Origin of the sequence: Sphingomonas sanguinis NBRC 13937, assembly GCF_001591005.1 — a bacterium.
Lineage (GTDB): Bacteria > Pseudomonadota > Alphaproteobacteria > Sphingomonadales > Sphingomonadaceae > Sphingomonas > Sphingomonas sanguinis.
The window spans coordinates 69,936-88,520 of the sequence record NZ_BCTY01000009.1; the positions used below are offsets into that span (position 1 = coordinate 69,936).

Here is an 18,585-nt window from a genome sequence, read left to right on the forward strand (position 1 = left end):
ATCAGAGGAAGGGGGTGCCGCCGGTGACGGGGATGGTCGCGCCGCTGATGTAGCTGGCCTCGCCGCTCGCCAGCAGGACGTAAGGCGGCGCAAGCTCGGCGGGTTGCGCGGCGCGTCCCATCGGCGTCTGTTCGCCGAAGCTCTTCACCGCCTCTGGCGGCATGGTGGAAGGGATCAGCAGGGTCCAGACCGGACCCGGCGCCACCGCATTGACCCGAATCTTCCGCTCGGCGAGCATCTGAGCCAGTCCGGCGGTAAAATTGTGGATCGCGCCCTTGGTCGTCGCATAGGCGAGTAGTTGCTGGTTGGGCTTGTCGGCGTTGATCGAGGTCGTGTTGATGACCGACGCGCCTTCGCCCATGTGCGGCAACGCGGCCTTCACAAGATAGAACATCGCATGGATGTTGGTGGCGAAGGTGATTTCCCACTCCTCGTCGCTGATGTCCTCGACCGCCTGAAAGCTCGCTTGGTGCGCGGCGTTGTTCACCAGGATGTCGACCCGGCCGAATGTCTGGACGGCGCGCTCGACGATGGTGCGGCAATGCGCGGGGTCGCTGACATCGCCGGGGATCAGCAGCGCTTTGCGACCGGCCTGCTCGACCAGCCGCTGGGTCTCAGCGGCGTCTTCGTCTTCGGACAGGTACGAGATCACGACATCCGCGCCTTCACGGGCAAAGGCGATGGCAACCGCGCGGCCGATGCCACTGTCCGCACCGGTGATGATCGCCTTCTTGTCGGTCAGCTTGCCATGGCCGACATAGCTATGCTCGCCGTGATCGGGGCGCGGGTCCATCTCCTCGGTCTGGCCGGGCATGTCCTGCTGCTGTTCGGGCTGGGGTGGGGTGGGGCGTTCGCTCATGGACCGTGTCTCCTTGACCCACCCAATGGACGGGTAAGGAGCGGCGTTCCGAAGAAAACCGTTATCTTAAAGCGTATTAAGGCGTATTTTCGGGTTCCGCCGGATCGTCGTATCCAGCACTCGACTGGCCGGATGACGCGGTGTCGAGATGCGCCAGGATCACGCGCTCCAACGCGTCCAGCGCATCGGCATAGCTGTGCGAGTCCGTCGCCAGCGTTTCCATTGCAAAGCCATGACCGCGCGCGGCGGCGCGGAAGGCGACACCGGTCGCGTCGCCGCGCGCGACGATGATCGCGGCGGCATTTCCCCAGCTCGCGATGGCGTGGAGCAGCGGGGCGGCGGTCTCGTCAAAGGGGGCGGGGGGCGCGGCGATCTTGGCGAGCCCCTGTCGAAGCCGACCGAAATCGACCGCCCCACGCGCGAGTCTGAGCCATTCGGCGGGATTGGCGAGCTTGCGCGCATAATGGCGCCGGATCGCGGCGGCGGGCGGCAGCGCATCGGGCTCCTCGGCAAGCCAGGGATTGGACATCAGCACGCCGTCCAATCCCGCCGCCTGTCCGAACATCGCCAGGGCGGAGGCCGCATCGCAATTGCCGAAGCCGATGATCTGCGCGACGCCCGCCGCCTGCGCAAAACTCGCGGTGGCGGCGGCGATGTCGGGGCCGCTCGCCTGCCAGCCGCCATTCAGCCCCTCGCTATCGCCCACACCGCGCCGATCGAAGCGGAATACCGGATAGCCGCGCGCCGCAATCCGGGCGGCGAGCAAGGCCTGGCCGCGATGCGCCCCCATGCGCGGCTCGTTGCCGCCGGAGACGATCAGCAATCCGGTCGGCTGCGTGCCCTCGTCCAGCGTGCCGACCAGCGTCGCATCGTCGCACTGGAAGGAGATCAGCCTTCGCATGACGCAATCCATTCGGCGATGTCGTCGGCCAGCAGGGCGGCGAGTTCGGCGTCCTCCTGCGGCTCCGCCCGGCGCCAGGGGGGCACGGCGTCGATGGTGCGGTCGGCCGGGCCGCGATCATGGCCGAGGCGCACGACACGGCGCGGCACGCCCGGCTGGTCATAGGGTTCGGCCCCCGCCAGCCCGGCGAGGAAATACGGCGAGACCCGATTGCCCGCGATCCGCACCGGCGACTCCGCGCCGAACAGACCATGTTCGTCACCGCGCAATCCGGCCGCCGCGCGAAGCCGGATGACGTCGCGCAACACCGCCTCGCCGGTCATCGGGGCCAGATGCCAGCGGCCGAACAGCAATCCGAAGAGGTCGACCAACGTGCCGCCCCGGATCGAGACGCCGTAGCAACGCCGGTCCCCCATCGCGTTCGCGGCGGCCTCATGTGCCTCGCGCCATTTGAAGAGCGTCGCCTGTTCGGTGTCGATTAGGCTCTCGCCCGTGCCCGGCCAGTCGGGCAGCGCGCCGCCGATCCCGTGATCGGCCAGCCGCCGCAGCATCGCGACCACCAGGCTGCGCGTCCGGTTCGCTTCTTCCCAGAAGGGCATGGCGACCAGCACGACCGGCCCGTCGGCCGGACCGAAGCGCAACATCGCCTCGCGCCCGCCGGGCCAGTCATAATAGTCGATCAAGCGCGCGCCTTGGCGTCGGCGAAGGCGACCAGCTGGCCGAACGTCTCCAGCATCTCGCCATCGACCTCGTCATCTTCGATCAGGATGCCGAGGCGATCCTCCAGCTCGGTCAGCACGCCCGCGACCGCCATCGAGTCCAGCTCGGGCAGCGCGCCGAACAGCGGGGTGTCGGCATCGAAGCTCTCGACACGCTCCGCCGACAGGCCCAGCACATCGGCCAGTACGCCGCGCACCGTGGCGTCCACATCCTTGCTCGCCTCGACTACCAAACCCTGTCGCCCTGCTGTTCGTATGTTTGCGACAGCGTTAGAGCGACGGGAGGCGTTGGGCAACGGGTGTTGGAAGGGCGCTGAGCAAAGCCCCCTCCCGCCTGCGGGAGGGGGCAGGCTTGGGGCGGGTGCTCGACTTTGTGGCCGAGCGCCTTGTAGATGGCGCGATGAGCCCTGGTGCGTCCGCTTATCCGATCGATCATGTCCTGCACGGCGCAGGCGATGCCCCGGCGCTGCTCGACCGGGATGGCGGGCTGACCTATGCCCAGGCCGAGGACGCGGTGGCGCGGCTGGCCGGGTGGCTGGCCGCGCAGGGGTTCGAGCCCGGCGCGCGGGTGGCGACATGGTTGCCCAAGACCCGCACCGCCGCGCTGATGCCGCTCGCCGCCCCGCGCGCCGGGCTGGTGCATGTGCCGATCAACCCGCTGCTCAAGCGCGCGCAGGTCGCGCATATCCTGGCCGATAGCGGGGCGGCGATGCTGCTGACCCATGCCCCGCGCGCCGCCACGCTGGAGGAGGGTGACGTGCCGCCTGGCGTGGCCGTGACGACCGAGGCGGGGCAGGGCGACCCGCTCCCCCGGTCGGCGGCGGACCCCGGCGCGCTGGCGGCGATCCTCTATACCTCGGGCTCGACGGGGCGGCCCAAGGGGGTGATGCTGAGCCACGCCAATCTCTGGTACGGCGCGGTGTCGGTCGCGCAATATCTGAAGCTGACGCCCGACGACCGGGTGCTCGGCGTGCTGCCCTTCAGCTTCGATTATGGCCAGAACCAGCTGCTCTCCACCTGGGTGGCGGGGGGTGCGGTCGCGCCGCTCGACTATCTGACGCCGCGTGATGTGGTGAAGGCGGTGGTCCGGCATGGCGCGACGACGCTGGCGGGGGTGCCGCCGCTCTGGACGCAGTTGCTGAGCGCGGAATGGCCGGACGAGGCGGTCGCTTCGATCCGGCGGCTGACCAATTCGGGGGGCGCGCTGACCCCGCGCCTAGTGCGGGGATTGCGGACGCTGTTCCCGGCGGCGGAGCTGTACGCGATGTACGGACTGACCGAGGCGTTTCGCTCGACCTATCTCGACCCCGCGCTGATCGACGCGCATCCCGATGCGATCGGACGCGCCATTCCCTTTGCCGAGGTGATGGTGCTGCGCCCCGACGGCACCCGCGCCGCCGCCGGAGAGCCGGGCGAGCTGGTCCATGCCGGGCCGCTGGTGGCGCAGGGCTATTGGCGCGATGCCGAACGGACGGCGCAGCGTTTCCGCCCCGCGCCGGGCCATGACCGTGCCGTCTGGTCGGGCGACACGGTGGTCGAGGGCGAAGACGGTCTGCTCCGCTTCGTCGGTCGCGACGACGAGATGATCAAGGTTGCGGGCAACCGCATCAGCCCGCAGGAGATCGAGGAAGCGGCCCTCGCCGGAGGGGAGGCGCGCGAGGCCGTCGCGTTCGGTATCGCCGACGACGCGCAGGGGCAGGCGATCGTCCTGATCCTGGCGGGCGACCCGGTACGCGAGCCCGAGCTGCGTCCACGGTTGAAGCGCGACCTGCCCAATTTCATGCAGCCCGCGCGCATCGAATGGCGCGAAGAACTGCCGCGCAACGCCAATGGCAAGCTGGACCGCGCCGCGCTGCGCCGGGCGCTGGCCGACAAGGACGTAAGATGACCAAGCCGATGGGCCCGATCCCGCCCGCATTCGCGGGCCAGCAGGGTATGCTGACGATCGCCGGGCGAAGCGCTGTCGACTGGCTGGCGGGACGCGACGGTCCGGTCTTCGTCTATGATCCGGCCACCGTCGCCGAGCGGGTGGCGCGCTTTCGCGCTGCCTTCCCGTCGATCGACCTGCATTATGCGATCAAGGCCAATCCTTTCCAACCGTTGCTGGAGGTGATGGCCGGGCTGATCGACGGGTTCGACGTCGCCTCGGCGGGCGAGCTGGTCAAGGTCGCCGGGCTGGGCAGGCCGGTCAGCTTTGCGGGGCCCGGCAAGCGCGACGCCGAACTGACCGCCGCGATCGCGGCGGGGGTGACGCTTAACCTGGAGTCGGACGGCGAGGCGGCCCGCGCGCTCGCCATCGCCGACCGGCTGGGTCACACGCCGCGCCTTGCCGTGCGCGTGAACCCTGATGTTGAGCTGCGCGGATCGGGCATGAAAATGGGCGGGCGCCCTTCGCCCTTCGGTATCGACGCGGTGCGCGTGCCCGCGCTGGTCCGCGACCTGGTGGCGGCGGGCGCGGACTGGCGCGGCTTTCATATCTATGCGGGCAGCCAGGCGCTCGACCCGCAGGCGATCATCGATACGCAGGCCGCGACGCTGGCGCTCGCCGCCCGGCTGGCGGAGGAGGCGGGCCACGCGCCGCCGCTGGTCAATCTGGGCGGCGGTTTCGGCGTGCCCTATTTCGCGGGCGACAGGCCGCTCGATATCGAGGCGGTCGGTGCGGCGCTGGAGCAGGGACTGGCCGCCCGTCCGGCCATCCTGCGCGACACCCGTTTCGCGATCGAACTCGGCCGCTGGCTGGTGGCCGAGGCGGGCGTCTATCTGGCGCGCGTGCTCGACCGCAAGGAAAGTGGGGGCGAAACCTTCCTGATCCTCGACGGCGGGCTGAACCACCAGCTGGCCGCCAGCGGCAATTTCGGCACGGTCGTCCGGCGCAACTATCCGCTCGCGCTCGCCCATGCGATGGGGGCGGAGCCGTTGGAGACGGTGTCGGTCGTCGGCCCGCTCTGTACCCCGCTCGACCGGCTGGGCGACCGGGTGGCGCTGCCCAGGGGCGCGGTCGGGGATATCGTCGCGATCTTTCTGGCGGGGGCCTATGGAGCCACCGCCAGCCCCTCGGCGTTTCTGGGGCATCCGCCCGCCGGGGAAGTCCTGGGCGATGCGGTACAGCCATAACGCTATGTTCACCTCTTCGATGGCATAGCGATCTTGCGCAATTTGCCTTTCATCTCCGTATCCTGGGGGATGAAGGGTTCAGGAGACCCGTTCGCATGGCATCGTTCGCCCGTCCTCTCTTGCTTTCCGGCCTGCTCGCCTCGACGCTGACCGGCTGTTCGACGGGCCCGGCCAAGCCCGAGCTGCCGTCGGCCGGATTCGTGGCGCGCAAGGAGCAGCCGGGCGACGAATATGTGATCGGCCCGCTCGACACGCTCAGCATCTTCGTGTGGCGCAACCCCGATTTGTCGGCGAAGGTGCAGGTGCGCCCCGATGGCCGCATCACCACGCCGCTGGTCAACGACATGCCCGCCGTCGGCAAGACGCCCGCCATGTTGCAAGACGACATGAAGAAGGCGCTGTCGGAATATATCTCCAACCCGATCGTGTCGGTGATCGTCGAGAATTTCGCCGGCACCTATAGCCAGCAGGTGCGCATCGTCGGCGCGACCGAGCGGCCCGCCAACATCCCGTACCGCGCGAACATGACCCTGCTCGATGCGATGATCGCGGTGGGTGGGCTGAACCAGTTCGCGGCCGGTAACAAGGCCAAGTTGGTCCGCACCGACCGCGAGACCGGCAAGCAGCGCGAATATGCGCTCCAGATCAACGACCTGCTGCGCAAGGGCGATTCCTCGGCCAATGTTCGGCTGGAACCGGGCGATGTCATCATCATCCCCGAATCGATGTTCTGAGGCAGCGCCGCCGTGTCGAGCATCCAGGACGAAATCCGCATCGCCCTTCACGCCATATGGATCAGGCGCTGGCTGGCACTGGTCGTCGCCTGGGCGGTGTGCATCCTGGGCTGGCTGTTCGTCGCCCAGATTCCCAGCAAATATGAGTCTCGCGCGCGCATCGCGGTCCAGAATACCCAAATCCTGCCCGACGGCATGGCGACGAGCCAGACCAGCGGCACGGACTCGGTCGACCGGGTGCGCCAGACGCTGATCTCGGCGATCAACCTGCAAAAGGTGGTGCGCGGCACCGACCTGGCCAGCACGGTGTCGAGCGATGCCGATGTCGCCGCGCGCGTCGCGCAGCTGGCCCAGGCGATCAAGATCGAGAACCAGCAGGACACCATCTTCCAGCTGACCGTGACGCAGGGCAGCCCGAAGCTCGCCCAGCAGGTCGCGCAGAAGCTGATCGATATTTTCGTCGAATCCAACCTGGTCGGCGATCGCAACAACACCAGCCAGAGCCTGACCTTCCTCGACAAGCAGTTGAGCGAACGCCAGAAACAGCTTCAGATCGCCGAGGCCAAGCGCGCCCAATATCAGAACCAGTTCATGGGCGGCCTGCCGGGCAGCGGATCGGTCGCCGACCGCATCGGGCTGGCCCGCTCGCAAATGGCGCAGGTCGACAGCGACCTGGCGGCGGCGCAGTCCAGCGTCGCGGCGGTGCAGGGGCAACTGGCGGGCACGCCGCGCACCGTGGGCGAGGGCGGCGGGGTAGCCGGACCCGCCAAGGTGCGGCTGGCGACCATTCAGGGCCAGCTCGCCGATGCCCGGGCGCGCGGCTATACCGAGAACCACCCGGACGTGATCGCGCTGAAGAACCAGCTCGCGGCGGCGCAAGCGGCGGCCAAGGCCGAGCCCGCAGGCGGCGGGGCGGGGGGGCAGCCCAATCCGCTCTATATGTCGCTCCAGTCGATGGCGGCCGAAAAACAGTCGCAGCTCGCCAGCCTGAAGATCCGCAAGAGCCAGCTCCAGAACGACCTCGACCGGCTGAACGCCAGCCTGGCGACCGACCCCGAACAGGCGGCGGAGCAGGGCGCGAACGACCGTGATTATCAGGTGCTGAAAGACAGTTACGACCAGCTTTTACGCCAGCGTGAGCAGGTGGCCTTGCGCGGTCAGGCGCAGAACCAGACGGACTCGATGCGCTTCACCGTGATCGATCCGCCGACCTATCCACGCGCGCCGACCGCACCCAACCGTATCCTGTTGCTGACCGGCGTGTTCCTGGCCGGGCTGGGCCTGGGCGTCGGGTCGGCCTTTGCCCTGTCCAAGCTGCGGCAGACCTTCACCACGCCCCAGTCGCTGCAGCGGACGCTGGGCCTGCCGGTGATCGGGGCGATCGGCGAAGTCGTGACCCGGGGCCAGGCGGTGGCACGGGCGCGGCGCATGAAACTGTTCCTCGGCGGGACGGCGGGGCTGGGCGCGGCCTATGGGATGGTGCTGGCGATCGAGTTATTACAACGGGGATTGGCCGCGTGAACAAGAGCGTGAAACCCCCCAGACCCCGACGGGAACCCTCGCTGCTCGAACGCGCGGCGAACATCTATGATTTCCAGTCCTATGTGCGTGGGCCTGTGCCTGATGCCGTGCGGCCGGAGCCGCAGGCCGAACAACCGGCGGCCGAACCGGTGGTCGAGCGCAAATCGGAATGGACGCCGCCCGGGATATTGCCGCCCGAGCCGGTCGCGGTGGCCGCGCCCCCGGTGCCGGACGAGGACGACCGCGCCTCGCTAAGTGGGATTCCGGCCGAGTTCCTGGCCTCGCCGGACGACGACGCATTCCTGGCGAGCGAATATAATCCCGGCTTTTCCGATGTCGCGACGGTCGACCGCGCGATGCTGGCGGAAAACGGGATGATCGTCCCCGGCGCGCCGATCGGGCCGCTGGCGGAGGAGTTCCGGCTGGTCAAGCGCCAGTTGATCATCACCAGCCAGCGCCTGGTCGAGGGCGGGGATGCCGACAAGGCGCGTGTCGTGCTCGTGTGTTCGGCGCGGCCGCAGGACGGCAAGACCTTCTGTTCGGTCAACCTGGCGCTATCGATGGCGGCGGAGCGAGATACCGAGGTGTTGCTGGTCGATGCCGATGTCGCCAAGCCGGACGTGCTGGCGCGCCTGGGCCTGGTCGAGGGGCCGGGGCTGCTCGATGCGCTGGACGATACCAGCATCGACGTCGAATCGCTGGTGATGCGCACCGACGTGCCGCATCTGTCGGTCCTGCCCTGCGGCACCAGGACCGCCAGCGATACCGAGCTGTTGGCGTCTGCGCGCACCCGTCACGTGCTCCAGCGGCTGTTGTCGGCCAATCCGCGTCGTCTGGTGATCTTCGACTCGCCGCCCGCGCTGGCGGCGTCGCCCGCCTCGGTTCTGGCGATGCTGGCGGGGCAGGTGATGATGGTGGTTCGCGCCGACCGCACGCCCGAGAGCGAAGTGTCGGCGGCGATCGAACTGCTCGACGCGTGCGAGCATATCCAGCTCGTCCTGAACAGCGTCGCCTTCGTGCCGGGCAGCCGCCGCTTCGGCTATTATGGCGGCTACGGCAAGGATGTGGCGAAATGAAGCGGGCGGGCCCCGTGCTGGCCGGTGTCGTGGGCGTGCTGGCGGCATGGCCGACAGCACTTGCGGCGCAGGTCCAGACCGGGGCCGCCGCCGCGCCGACGCTCGATCCCGGCCCGGCGCAGGAGGCTGCGGCCGGCGACGCGCCGCCCGGCAACGCACCCGTCGCCCCGTCGCGGCCACGCACGCGGGTGTCGCCCTATGTCGAGATCGGCCAGATTCTGAACGCCGACCTGAACCGTGGCGATGTCGTCACCTACACGACGTTGGCGGCAGGCGTGAGCGCGCAGGTGCAGACTGCGCGAGCACAGGGGCAGGTCAGCTATCGCTATGAACGCCGGATCGGCTGGAGCGACCAGGCGGGTAGCGGGGACATCCATAGTGGCCTGGCGCGCGGGTCCTACCGCGTGACGCCCGAGCTCAGTCTGGAGGGCGGGGCGCTGGCGACGCGGACGCGGGCGGATATTCGCGGCGCGGCACCGGGTGTGCTGGTCGGCGATGTCGGCAACATCTCGCAGCTCTATTCGGCCTATATCGGCCCGTCGCTGGCGACGCGCGCGGGGCCGGTGCAGATCGGTGCCAATTACCGGCTGGGCTATACTCGGGCCGATACGCCGGGTCTGGGCGGGCTGGCACCGGGACAGCCGCGCCTCGACTATTTCAGCGACAGCTGGAACCAGGTCGCCACGATCAGCGCCACGGCCCGGCCCGGTGCGATCCTGCCCTTCGGCCTGTCGCTGAACGGCGCCTATAATCGCGACGATGCGGGTCAGCTGTCCCAGCGTTACGAAGGCTGGTTCGCGCGCGGCGACGTGCTGAAGCCGATCTCGCCTTATGTCGCGCTGACCGCCGGCGTCGGTTACGAAAAGATCGAGTCGAGTCAGCGCGATGCGGCGGTCGATGCCAATGGTCGCCCGCTCCTGGACGGGCGCGGCCGCTTCGTCACCGATCCGGCCGGACAGCGGCGCATCGCCTATCATACCGAGGGTGTCTATTATGATGCGGGCGTGATCTGGCGACCCAACCGCCGCACTTCGGTGGAGGGGCATGTCGGCGAACGGTACGGCTCGCTCAGCGTGACCGGCATCGCGCGCTATCAGGCGTCGCGCAGCATCGTGCTGCAGGCCGCGCTCTATGACGGCATCCAGACTTTCGGTCGCCAGCTGAACAACGGGCTGGCCAACCTGCCCACCAATTTCATCGAGACGCGCGACGCCTTTGGCCAGCAGTTCAACGGCTGCGTGTTCTCGGCCAGCGGGACGACGCCGGGCGGGTGCCTGAACGACGTGCTGCAATCGGTCCAGACCTCGGTCTATCGCTCGCGCGGGCTGGATGCGACCATGTCGATCGCGCGGGGGCGCTCCACGCTGGGTTTCGGCCTGGGCTATGCCAATCGCCGGTTGTTCGCCCCCGACGGCGCACCCGGGATCGTCGTCACCGGTGCCGAGGACGAGAGCTACTACGCCCAGATTTTCTTCGGCCATGCGCTCGGCCCCCATTCGGGGCTTAACGTGAATGGCTTCGTTAACTATTATGCCTCTAGGTTGGCGGGGGCCGAGTATGTGGTATCGCTGGGAACAACCGCCAGCTATTACCGCAACTTCGGACGGCTCGGAACAACCGCGTCGGTTGGATTGTACCACTTTCAGGTTGGCGACCTGACCAGTGCCCTGTCGGCACAGGCCCTGATCGCCGCACGGTATCAATTCTGACCGGCCGAAAGGCACGATGATGTACGAGACCCATTTCGGGCTGGGCGAACGCCCGTTTCAACTGACGCCGGACCCGCGTTTCTGGTTCGAGACGGCCACGCACGGCAAGGCGATGGCCTATCTGGGCTATGGGCTGGCGCAGGGCGAGGGCTTCATCGTCATCACCGGCGATGTCGGTGCGGGCAAGACCACGTTGGTCGGTCATCTGGTCGAAACGCTCGACAGCCGCCGCCTGCGCGTCCTGCACATCGTGTCGACCGCCGTCGACCCCGACGACCTGCAGCGCGTGGTGGCGGGGCAGTTGAGCGTGGACAGCCATGGCCTGAGCAAGGCCGCCCTGCTGAGCGCGATCGAGCGCGCGCTGAACGGCATCGCGCGGGACGGTCGCCGTATCCTGCTGATCGTCGACGAGGCGCAGGCGTTGCCGCTCGCCTCGCTCGAGGAACTGCGCATGCTGTCCAACTTCCAGGCGGGGGGGCATGCGCTGCTCCAGATCCTGCTGGTCGGACAGCCCGAATTCCGCGAGCGCTTGCTGGGCTCGGCCGCCGTCGAGCAGCTGCGCCAGCGCGTGATCGCCATCCACCATCTCGACCCGATGGAGCCCGATGAGGTTCCCGAATATATCGCGCACCGCCTGGCGGTCGCGGGCTGGACCGGCCGTCCCGATTTCGCCGCCGATGCCTTTGACGCGCTCTATGCCGCCTCGGGCGGGGTGCCGCGCCGCCTGAACGTGCTGGCGGGCCGCGTCCTGCTCCAGGCCGCTATCGAGGGCGTCGAGCTGATTGGCCATGAGACGGTCGAGAGCGTCGCCGCCGACATGGCCGCCGATATGGGGAGCGAGCGTGTCGAGGCCGCTCCGGCCCCTGTCGCGCCGCCGGTGCCCCCGGTCGCCCCCACGCCGCGCAACGGTGCGCTGTTCGGGGCAGGGACGCTGGGCGCTGCCACGCTGAACGGGGCCGCGCCGATGAGCGGTACGCTGCGCTCCGGTCTGAACGCCACGGCGCCGAGCCGCCCGGCCGATCCGATCACTCATACCCGCGTCACGCCCGAGGCCGACGCCACCCCGCGCGGCACCCACCGCGTCGTCGCCCCGCCGCCCGCCCCCGAGCCGGTGTCGCTGCGCCCGATCCCCGAGCCGCAACCTGCGCCTGCGCCCGAACCGGTGCAGCCCGCTGCACAGGAAAAGCCATCGGCGCCGGGCTCGAACGCGGCATGGGAGGATCGTGTCGCCCAGCTCGAAGCGCGGCTGGAGCAGCAGGAGGCGGCGTTGCGCCGGGTCCTGACCCTGCTGGTCGACTGGACCGAAATCGACAATCGCAGCGAGGGCCGATCCGAAGCCCGGCGCGAAGCGGCCGCCACGATCCGACCGGGGACCTGGGGCCATGCCGCCTGAGCCGCTGGGCGACGACGGGCCGAAGAGCACTCGGCCGATCAATGGCATGTCGGTCGATGTCGAGGAATGGTTTCAGGTCGGCGCGTTCGAGCGGACGATCGACAAGGGCGATTGGGACCGGCTGGACAGTCGGGTCGAGGCCAATACCGACCGGGTGCTGTCGCTCTTCGCCGAAACGGGCACGCGCGCGACCTTCTTCACGCTCGGTTGGGTCGCGCATCGCCATCCCGGCCTGATCCGTCGCATCGTCGCGGGTGGCCATGAGATGGCGAGCCATGGCTGGGACCATCAGCGCGTCTTCACCATGACCGCCGACCAGTTTCGTGCCGACCTGACCCGCGCCAAGGCGGCGATCGAGGATGCGGGCGGGCAGGCGGTAACCGGCTATCGCGCGCCGAGCTTCTCGATCGATCAGCGCACCCCTTGGGCGCATCCGGTGCTGGCCGAGGCGGGGTATCGCTATTCGTCCAGCGTCGCGCCGCTGGCCCACGATCATTATGGCTGGGTGGAGTCGCCGCGTTACGCATGGCGGCCCCTGGCCGATGCCGATCTGGTCGAATTGCCGGTGACGGTTGCGCAGTTCGGCCAGCGGCGGCTGGCGACGGGCGGCGGCTTCTTTCGCATGTTGCCCGCCAAGCTGACCGATATCGCGGTCGGGCAGGTGCAGCGTGATGCGCATGGTGCGATCTTCTATTTCCACCCTTGGGAGGTCGATCCCGACCAGCCGCGCGTGAGGAATGCGCCGCTGCGCTCGCGCGTTCGCCATTACAGCCGGTTGGGCGCGATGGCGGGCAAGCTGCGGGGGTTGCTCACCCGGCATGACTGGGGCCGCGTCGACCAGGTCGCGGCCGAGGAAGCGGCGCGACTGGCATGACCACGCCGCCGCCGATCATCCGCGTCGCCGACCTGGCGCGCGCGGCGGAATGTGCGCGAATCGACGCGTTCGTCGAGGCCCAGACGCAGGGCACGCCCTTTCATCGCACCGGCTGGCTGCTGGCGGGGGTGAAGGGTTGCGGCCAGAAGGCCCATTATCTCACCGCCGAGCGGGACGGCGCGATGATCGGCGTCCTGCCGCTGAGTGAAATTCGATCGCCGCTGTTCGGTGCGGCGATGGTGTCGACCGGTTTCGGTGTCGATGGCGGTGTGCTGGGCGAGGGTGCGGAGCCGCTGGCCGAGGCCGCCTGGGCGCTGGCGGTCGAGCGCGGGATCGAGTCGGTGGAACTGCGCGGCGGGCCGGTGCCGGACGGATGGACGGCGGATGCGGACAGCTATCTGGGTTTCGTTCGCCCGATCGCCGCCGATGACGAAGCCGAGATGAAAGCCATTCCGCGCAAGCAGCGCGCGGAGCTTCGCAAGGCGCTGGCGCAGGAGTTGGAGGTCGTCACCGGCCGCACACCCGCTTTGCTGGCCGAGCATTACCGCATCTATGCCGAGTCGGTGCGCAATCTGGGCACACCTGTCTTTCCGGCACGGCTGTTCCGCGAGGCGGTGGCGCGGCTCGATGCCGATGTGCTGACCGTGCGGCATCGGGGGCGGGCGGTGGCGAGCGTGCTCAACCTCTATCATGGCGGCACCGTCTATCCCTATTGGGGCGGTGGTACGCATGCAGCGCGGGAGTTGCGTGCCAATGACCTGATGTATTTCGCGTTGATGCGGCATGCGCGGGAGCGGGGCTGTCACAGCTTCGACTTCGGCCGGTCGAAGGTCGGGACCGGCGCGGCGGCGTTCAAGAAGAATTGGGGGTTCGAGGGGCGTCCGCTGGTCTATGCCAGCCGCAGCGTCCACGGGCCGCGCGCGATCAATCCGCTCAACCCCAAATATGCGATGATGATCGCGGTGTGGAAGCGTCTGCCGGTCCGGGTCGCGATGCTGGCCGGGCCGGTCATCGCGCGGGGGCTGGGTTGAGGGTGGCGGGGTGAGGGACCTGCTGTTCCTGGCTCACCGTGCGCCGTTTCCGCCTGATCGCGGCGACAAGATCCGCAGCCACCACATCCTGCGCCACCTGATACGCGACTGGCGCGTCCATGTCTGTGCCTTTGCCGAGCAGGATAGCGAGGAGCGACTCCCGTCCGACCTCGCCGGGTCGCTTGCCAGCCACCATATCATTCGCCGGACGAAATCCATGCCGGTCGCGGCGGTGCAGGCGCTGGCGACAGGCAAGCCCATCTCCCTGACCGCCTTCGCCCACCCCGCGATGCGGAAGGCCGTCGCCACGGTCCGCGCGCGTCACCCGATCGCCGCGACCTATGTCTTCTCCGGGCAGATGGCGCAGTATCGCGGCCAGGGGCCGACCGTGATGGACATGGTGGATGTCGACTCCGCGAAGTTCGCGACGCTCGGCCAGACGAGCGCGCTGCCGATGCGTGCCGTCTATGCGCGCGAGGCCCGGTTGCTGAGCGCCTATGAACGACAGGTCGCCCGCTCGGTCGCAGCGACCCTGTTCGTCAGCGAGGCGGAGGCCGATCTGTTTCGGGCGGGCGGCGGCGAGGGACGCATCGTCGCGGTCGAGAATGGCATCGACGCCGCGCATTACGATCCGGCCGCCTTCGATCCGGCGTCCGGCGAGCCGTTGATCGTGTTCACCGGTCAGATGGACTATCGCCCCAATGTGGAGGCTGTCACCCGCTTCGCCGAACGCATCCTGCCGTTGGTGCGCCAAGCCCGCCCCGATGCGCGCTTCGCCATTGTCGGCCGCGCGCCCACCGCGGCGGTCCGGCGGCTGGCGGGGGAGGCGGTGATCGTCACCGGCGAGGTGCCTGACACACGCGAATGGCTGGCCCGTGCCGCCGTCTGCGTCGCGCCGCTCAATCTGGCGCGCGGTATCCAGAACAAGCTGCTGGAGGCGATGGCCATGGCGCGGCCGGTCGTCGTCTCGGTTGCCGCTGCCGAGGGGATCGACCATGACGGCACCATCGTGGTGGCGCGGGACGACCGGGACTTTGCGGCCCAGGTAATCACGGCGCTGAACGGCCCCGCCGCCAACCCTGCCGCGCGTGCGCGGGTGCTGGCGCGCTATGACTGGGCGGCACGGCTGGCACCGCTCGATCGGCTCTTGAAGGACATCGCATCGTGACGCATTCGGGGAGCATGGCGGCGGCACGGATCGGGCCGGGGCGCTGGACCTGGCATCTGGGCCTGCTCGGGGCGGCGACGGCGCTGGTGCTGTGGCTGTTCTGGCGCGATGCGACGCATCTGATGGACATCTGGTGGACCAGCACCACCTATGGCCATTGCCTGTTCATCGGCCCGGTCGTCGGCTGGCTGGTGTGGCAGCGTCGGGGTGAGCTGTCGCAACTGACCCCGACGGCCTGGTGGCCGGGGCTGATCCTCGTCGCGGGCGGCGGCTTCCTGTGGCTGCTCGGCGAGTCCGCGACCGTGGCGTTGATCCGCCAGCTGGGTCTCATCGCGACGCTGGAGGGGCTGGTCGTCACGCTGCTGGGGCCGATGGTGGCGCGCGGGCTGCTCTTTCCGCTGGCCTATGCCTGGTTCCTGGTGCCCTTTGGTGAGGAGCTGGAAAAGCCGCTTCAGCAGATTACCGTCTCTATCGTCATGCCGCTGCTCCACTGGAGCGGGATTCCCGCCACCGCCGACGGCGTGCTGATCCATGCGGGACGCTATTGGTTCGAGGTGGCGGAGGCCTGTTCGGGGTCGAAATTCGTCCTCGCGATGATCGCCTTTGCGACCCTGGTCGCCAATCTGTGCTTCCGCTCACCCGTGCGGCGCGCGGTGTTCCTGATCGTGTCGTTGATCGTGCCGGTCATCGCCAACGGCATCCGCGCCTGGGGCACCATCTTCGCGGCCGACAAGACCTCGATCGAGGTGGCGGGCGGCATTGACCATATCATCTTCGGCTGGGTGTTCTTCGCGATCGTCATGGCGGCGGTGCTGGCGATCGGCTGGCAATTCTTCGACCGCTCGCCCGACGATCCGGCCTTCGATCCCGATCGATTGAAGGCGGTGCCCGGCCGCCGGATCGACCCGCTTCTGGCCGCCGTTCTGGCGGTCGCGATCACCGCCGTCTTCCCGAGCTGGAGCGGCTTTGCCGGGACCCGCGCGGCGACGCTGCCAGCGCAACTGGCGCTGCCGCCGGTGCCCGGCTGGACGGTCGTGCCGCAGCAAAGCGTCTGGCGGCCCGATTATCCCGGCGCCGATGCGGTGTTGCAGCAGGCCTATCGCGATGCGCAGGGGCATCAGGTCGACCTGGCGGTGGCGGTCTTTTCCCACCAGCGTGAGGGCGGCAAGCTGGGGGCATTCAGCACAGGGGTGATCCACGGGGCGGATCGCTGGCTGCGCGTCGCCGATCTGGGCCGGGTCGCGGGCGGCGACACGATGAAGATCATGGCGAGCGGCCCCGATGGCCAGACCCAGAATCGCGACGTTGCGACCTGGTATCGGATCGGCGATACGCTGACCCCGGATATGCGACGCGTAAAGATCGAGACGATGAAGGCCCGGCTGCTGGGGCAACGCCAGATGGCGGTGGCGGTGCATGTCGCGAGCGAGGGCGACGACCCCCATGCGATCGAGGCGTTCGTCGCCGCACTCGGGCCTATCGACCGGTTCGCCGACCGCCTGACGGGGCAGCGCTGACGCTCCATGTGCGGTATCGCCGGTCTCTTCCATCCCGCAACGCCCAAGCCGGTCGATCCCGCCCGCCTGCGTGCGATGATCGCCGCGCAGGCGCATCGCGGGCCGGACGGGCAGGGGGTATGGACCGCGCCGGGTGTCGGCTTCGCCCATGCCCGGCTGTCGATCATCGACGTCGCGGGCTCGCCGCAGCCGATGGTCGACGGCGAGGTGGCGGTCTGCTTCAACGGCGAGATCTATAATTATCGCGAGCTGCGCGCCGAACTGGCGGGCAAAGGCGCGGTCTTTCGCACGGATGGCGATACCGAGGTGCTGCTGCACGGCTGGCGGCATTGGGGCCCGGCGATGCTCGACCGGCTGGCCGGCATGTTCGCCTTTGCCGTGCATGATGCGAAGGCGGGGGCGCTGTTCCTGGCGCGCGATCGGCTGGGGGTGAAGCCGCTCCACTGGGCCGAGCTGCCCGATGGCGCGGTGGCCTTCGCCTCGGAGATGAAGGGGGTGCTGGCGCATCCGCTGGTCCGGCGGCGGCCCGATATTCGTGCGGTCGAGGATTATCTGGCGTTGGGCTATGTCCCCGACGATGCCAGCATGGTCGCGGGCATCCGCAAGCTGCCCGCTGGGCATTTCCTGCTGATCGAGCGGGGGCGCGGCGTTCCTGCCCCGCGCCGCTGGTGGGACGTGGATTTCTCGAATCGCGAGACCGGATCGGCCGCGCGACTGGGCGAGGAACTGCTCGCCCGGATGCGCGAAGGCGTGACCAGCCGGATGGTCGCCGACGTGCCGCTGGGCGCGTTCCTGTCGGGCGGGGTCGACAGCTCAGGCGTCGTCGCGCTGATGGCGGAGGCGTCCCCGCGCGCGGTGCGCACCTGCACCATCGGGTTTGAGGAAGCGGGCCATGACGAGCGCGGCTATGCCCGCACCATCGCCCAGCGTTTCGCCACCGATCATGTCGAGCGGGTGGTGCGCGCCGACGACTTTACGCTGATCGACACGCTGGTCGCGCATTTCGATGAGCCCTTTGCCGATGCCTCCGCGCTGGCGACCTATCGACTATGCCAGCTGGCGCGTGAGCATGTGACGGTGGCGCTGTCGGGTGACGGTGCGGACGAGGCGATGGCGGGCTATCGCCGCCATGTCTTCCATGCGGGCGAGGAGCGGGTGAGGGGACTGTTCCCCGCTAACCTGCGCAGCCGTGTGTTCGGAACATTGGGGCGCGTCTATCCCAAGGCCGATTGGGCGCCGCGTCCGCTGCGGGCGAAGACGACGTTGCTGGCCTTGGGGATGGACGGGGCGGAAGCCTATGCGCGATCGGTGGGTGTTACGGACCCCGATCTGCGAGCCCGGCTCTTCACGGCGGAGGCGAAGGCGGCGCTGGGCGGACACCGGGCGGAAGATCGCTATGTCGCCGCGATGCGCGACGCACCGGCCCGCGATGCGATCGACCGGGCGCAATATGCCGACCTGAAGATCTGGCTGCCCGGCGATATCCTGACCAAAACCGACCGTATTTCAATGGCGGTGGGGCTGGAGGCGCGGGAGCCGCTGCTCGATCACCGCCTGGTGGAATATGCCGCGCGCCTGCCAGCCGCTATGCGCGTTCGGGGCGGGCAGGGCAAATGGCTGATGAAGAAGGCGCTCGAGCCCTATCTGCCTCGCGACATCCTCTATCGGCCGAAAATGGGCTTTGTGACGCCGATCAGCGCCTGGTTCCGGGGGGCGCTGGCCGAGGAAGCCGCACGGTTGGAGCATTCGGGGCTGTTGCGCGAGACGGGGTGGTTCCAACTCGCCGAACTGGGCCGGATCGCTGCCGATCACCGGGCCGGGCGCGCCGAGCATGGGCGGACGCTGTGGCAGATGCTGATGCTGGAGCGGAGTTTGACGCGGCTTTTCCTGTAATTCCTCCCCTGTAAGGGGAGGTGGCAGCCCGCAGGGCTGACGGAGGGGTGTCGCACTCTCGATAGCGGGACACCCC

Annotated in this window: 16 protein-coding genes; 12 read left to right on the plus strand and 4 right to left on the minus strand. The window is 68.8% G+C overall.

Annotation, left to right across the window (positions count from 1 at the left end; genetic code table 11):
* Position 1: 1 nt before the first annotated feature.
* From SSA01S_RS06665 to SSA01S_RS06680, 4 genes are all read right to left on the minus strand, one after another.
* Complete coding sequence (locus SSA01S_RS06665) at positions 2 to 859, minus strand: glucose 1-dehydrogenase (protein ID WP_061779735.1); 858 nt, start codon at positions 857 to 859, stop codon at positions 2 to 4.
* 76 nt (positions 860 to 935) lie between these two features.
* The gene (locus tag SSA01S_RS06670; protein WP_061779736.1) at positions 936 to 1,760 is read right to left on the minus strand and encodes a hydrolase 1, exosortase A system-associated; all 825 of its coding nucleotides are present in this window, start codon (positions 1,758 to 1,760) and stop codon (positions 936 to 938) included.
* Positions 1,748 to 2,443 carry an alpha/beta hydrolase family protein gene (locus SSA01S_RS06675; RefSeq protein WP_240954541.1) on the minus strand — a complete coding sequence of 232 codons (696 nt, stop codon included), beginning with the start codon at positions 2,441 to 2,443 and terminating at the stop codon, positions 1,748 to 1,750. The genes SSA01S_RS06670 and SSA01S_RS06675 overlap by 13 nt, the downstream gene beginning before the upstream one ends.
* Entirely contained in the window at positions 2,440 to 2,688 is a 249-nt protein-coding gene (locus SSA01S_RS06680; RefSeq protein WP_394664083.1) for an acyl carrier protein, read from the minus strand. Before SSA01S_RS06680 ends, SSA01S_RS06675 begins: the two co-directional genes overlap by 4 nt.
* Positions 2,689 to 2,879: 191 nt before the next feature.
* Here SSA01S_RS06680 and SSA01S_RS06685 point away from each other — a divergent pair, with 191 nt between their 5' ends.
* The 12 genes from SSA01S_RS06685 (at position 2,880) to SSA01S_RS06740 (ending at position 18,509) form a co-directional block, all read left to right on the plus strand.
* A complete protein-coding gene (locus SSA01S_RS06685; RefSeq protein WP_061779737.1) occupies positions 2,880 to 4,367 on the plus strand; it encodes an AMP-binding protein in 1,488 nt (495 codons plus the stop codon).
* Positions 4,364 to 5,593, plus strand: a complete 1,230-nt coding sequence (locus SSA01S_RS06690; RefSeq protein WP_061779738.1) for a pyridoxal-dependent decarboxylase, exosortase A system-associated — start codon at positions 4,364 to 4,366, stop codon at positions 5,591 to 5,593. The genes SSA01S_RS06685 and SSA01S_RS06690 overlap by 4 nt, the downstream gene beginning before the upstream one ends.
* Positions 5,594 to 5,688: 95 nt before the next feature.
* Positions 5,689 to 6,327 (plus strand): XrtA/PEP-CTERM system exopolysaccharide export protein, encoded by a 639-nt coding sequence (locus SSA01S_RS06695; RefSeq protein ID WP_058717570.1) that lies wholly within the window; start codon positions 5,689 to 5,691, stop codon positions 6,325 to 6,327.
* Between the two features lie 12 nt (positions 6,328 to 6,339).
* Positions 6,340 to 7,848 (plus strand): XrtA system polysaccharide chain length determinant, encoded by a 1,509-nt coding sequence (locus SSA01S_RS06700; RefSeq protein WP_061779739.1) that lies wholly within the window; start codon positions 6,340 to 6,342, stop codon positions 7,846 to 7,848.
* Positions 7,845 to 8,924 carry an AAA family ATPase gene (locus tag SSA01S_RS06705; RefSeq protein WP_244885593.1) on the plus strand — a complete coding sequence of 360 codons (1,080 nt, stop codon included), beginning with the start codon at positions 7,845 to 7,847 and terminating at the stop codon, positions 8,922 to 8,924. Before SSA01S_RS06700 ends, SSA01S_RS06705 begins: the two co-directional genes overlap by 4 nt.
* Entirely contained in the window at positions 8,921 to 10,633 is a 1,713-nt protein-coding gene (locus SSA01S_RS06710) for a hypothetical protein (protein ID WP_061779740.1), read from the plus strand. The genes SSA01S_RS06705 and SSA01S_RS06710 overlap by 4 nt, the downstream gene beginning before the upstream one ends.
* 19 nt (positions 10,634 to 10,652) lie before the next feature.
* Positions 10,653 to 12,026, plus strand: a complete 1,374-nt coding sequence (locus tag SSA01S_RS06715) for an ExeA family protein (RefSeq protein WP_061779757.1) — start codon at positions 10,653 to 10,655, stop codon at positions 12,024 to 12,026.
* Positions 12,016 to 12,900, plus strand: coding sequence for an XrtA system polysaccharide deacetylase (locus tag SSA01S_RS06720; RefSeq protein ID WP_061779741.1), 885 nt, complete (start codon positions 12,016 to 12,018; stop codon positions 12,898 to 12,900). Before SSA01S_RS06715 ends, SSA01S_RS06720 begins: the two co-directional genes overlap by 11 nt.
* Positions 12,897 to 13,931, plus strand: coding sequence for a FemAB family XrtA/PEP-CTERM system-associated protein (locus SSA01S_RS06725; RefSeq protein WP_061779742.1), 1,035 nt, complete (start codon positions 12,897 to 12,899; stop codon positions 13,929 to 13,931). The genes SSA01S_RS06720 and SSA01S_RS06725 overlap by 4 nt, the downstream gene beginning before the upstream one ends.
* A gap of 10 nt (positions 13,932 to 13,941) precedes the next feature.
* Positions 13,942 to 15,099: a TIGR03087 family PEP-CTERM/XrtA system glycosyltransferase gene (locus tag SSA01S_RS06730; protein ID WP_061779743.1), complete on the plus strand. Its 1,158-nt coding sequence runs from the start codon at positions 13,942 to 13,944 to the stop codon at positions 15,097 to 15,099.
* A complete protein-coding gene (gene xrtA, locus SSA01S_RS06735; protein ID WP_244885595.1) occupies positions 15,096 to 16,616 on the plus strand; it encodes an exosortase A in 1,521 nt (506 codons plus the stop codon). Before SSA01S_RS06730 ends, xrtA begins: the two co-directional genes overlap by 4 nt.
* 6 nt (positions 16,617 to 16,622) lie before the next feature.
* Positions 16,623 to 18,509: an XrtA/PEP-CTERM system amidotransferase gene (locus tag SSA01S_RS06740; protein ID WP_061779745.1), complete on the plus strand. Its 1,887-nt coding sequence runs from the start codon at positions 16,623 to 16,625 to the stop codon at positions 18,507 to 18,509.
* The last annotated feature ends 76 nt before the right edge of the window (positions 18,510 to 18,585 follow it).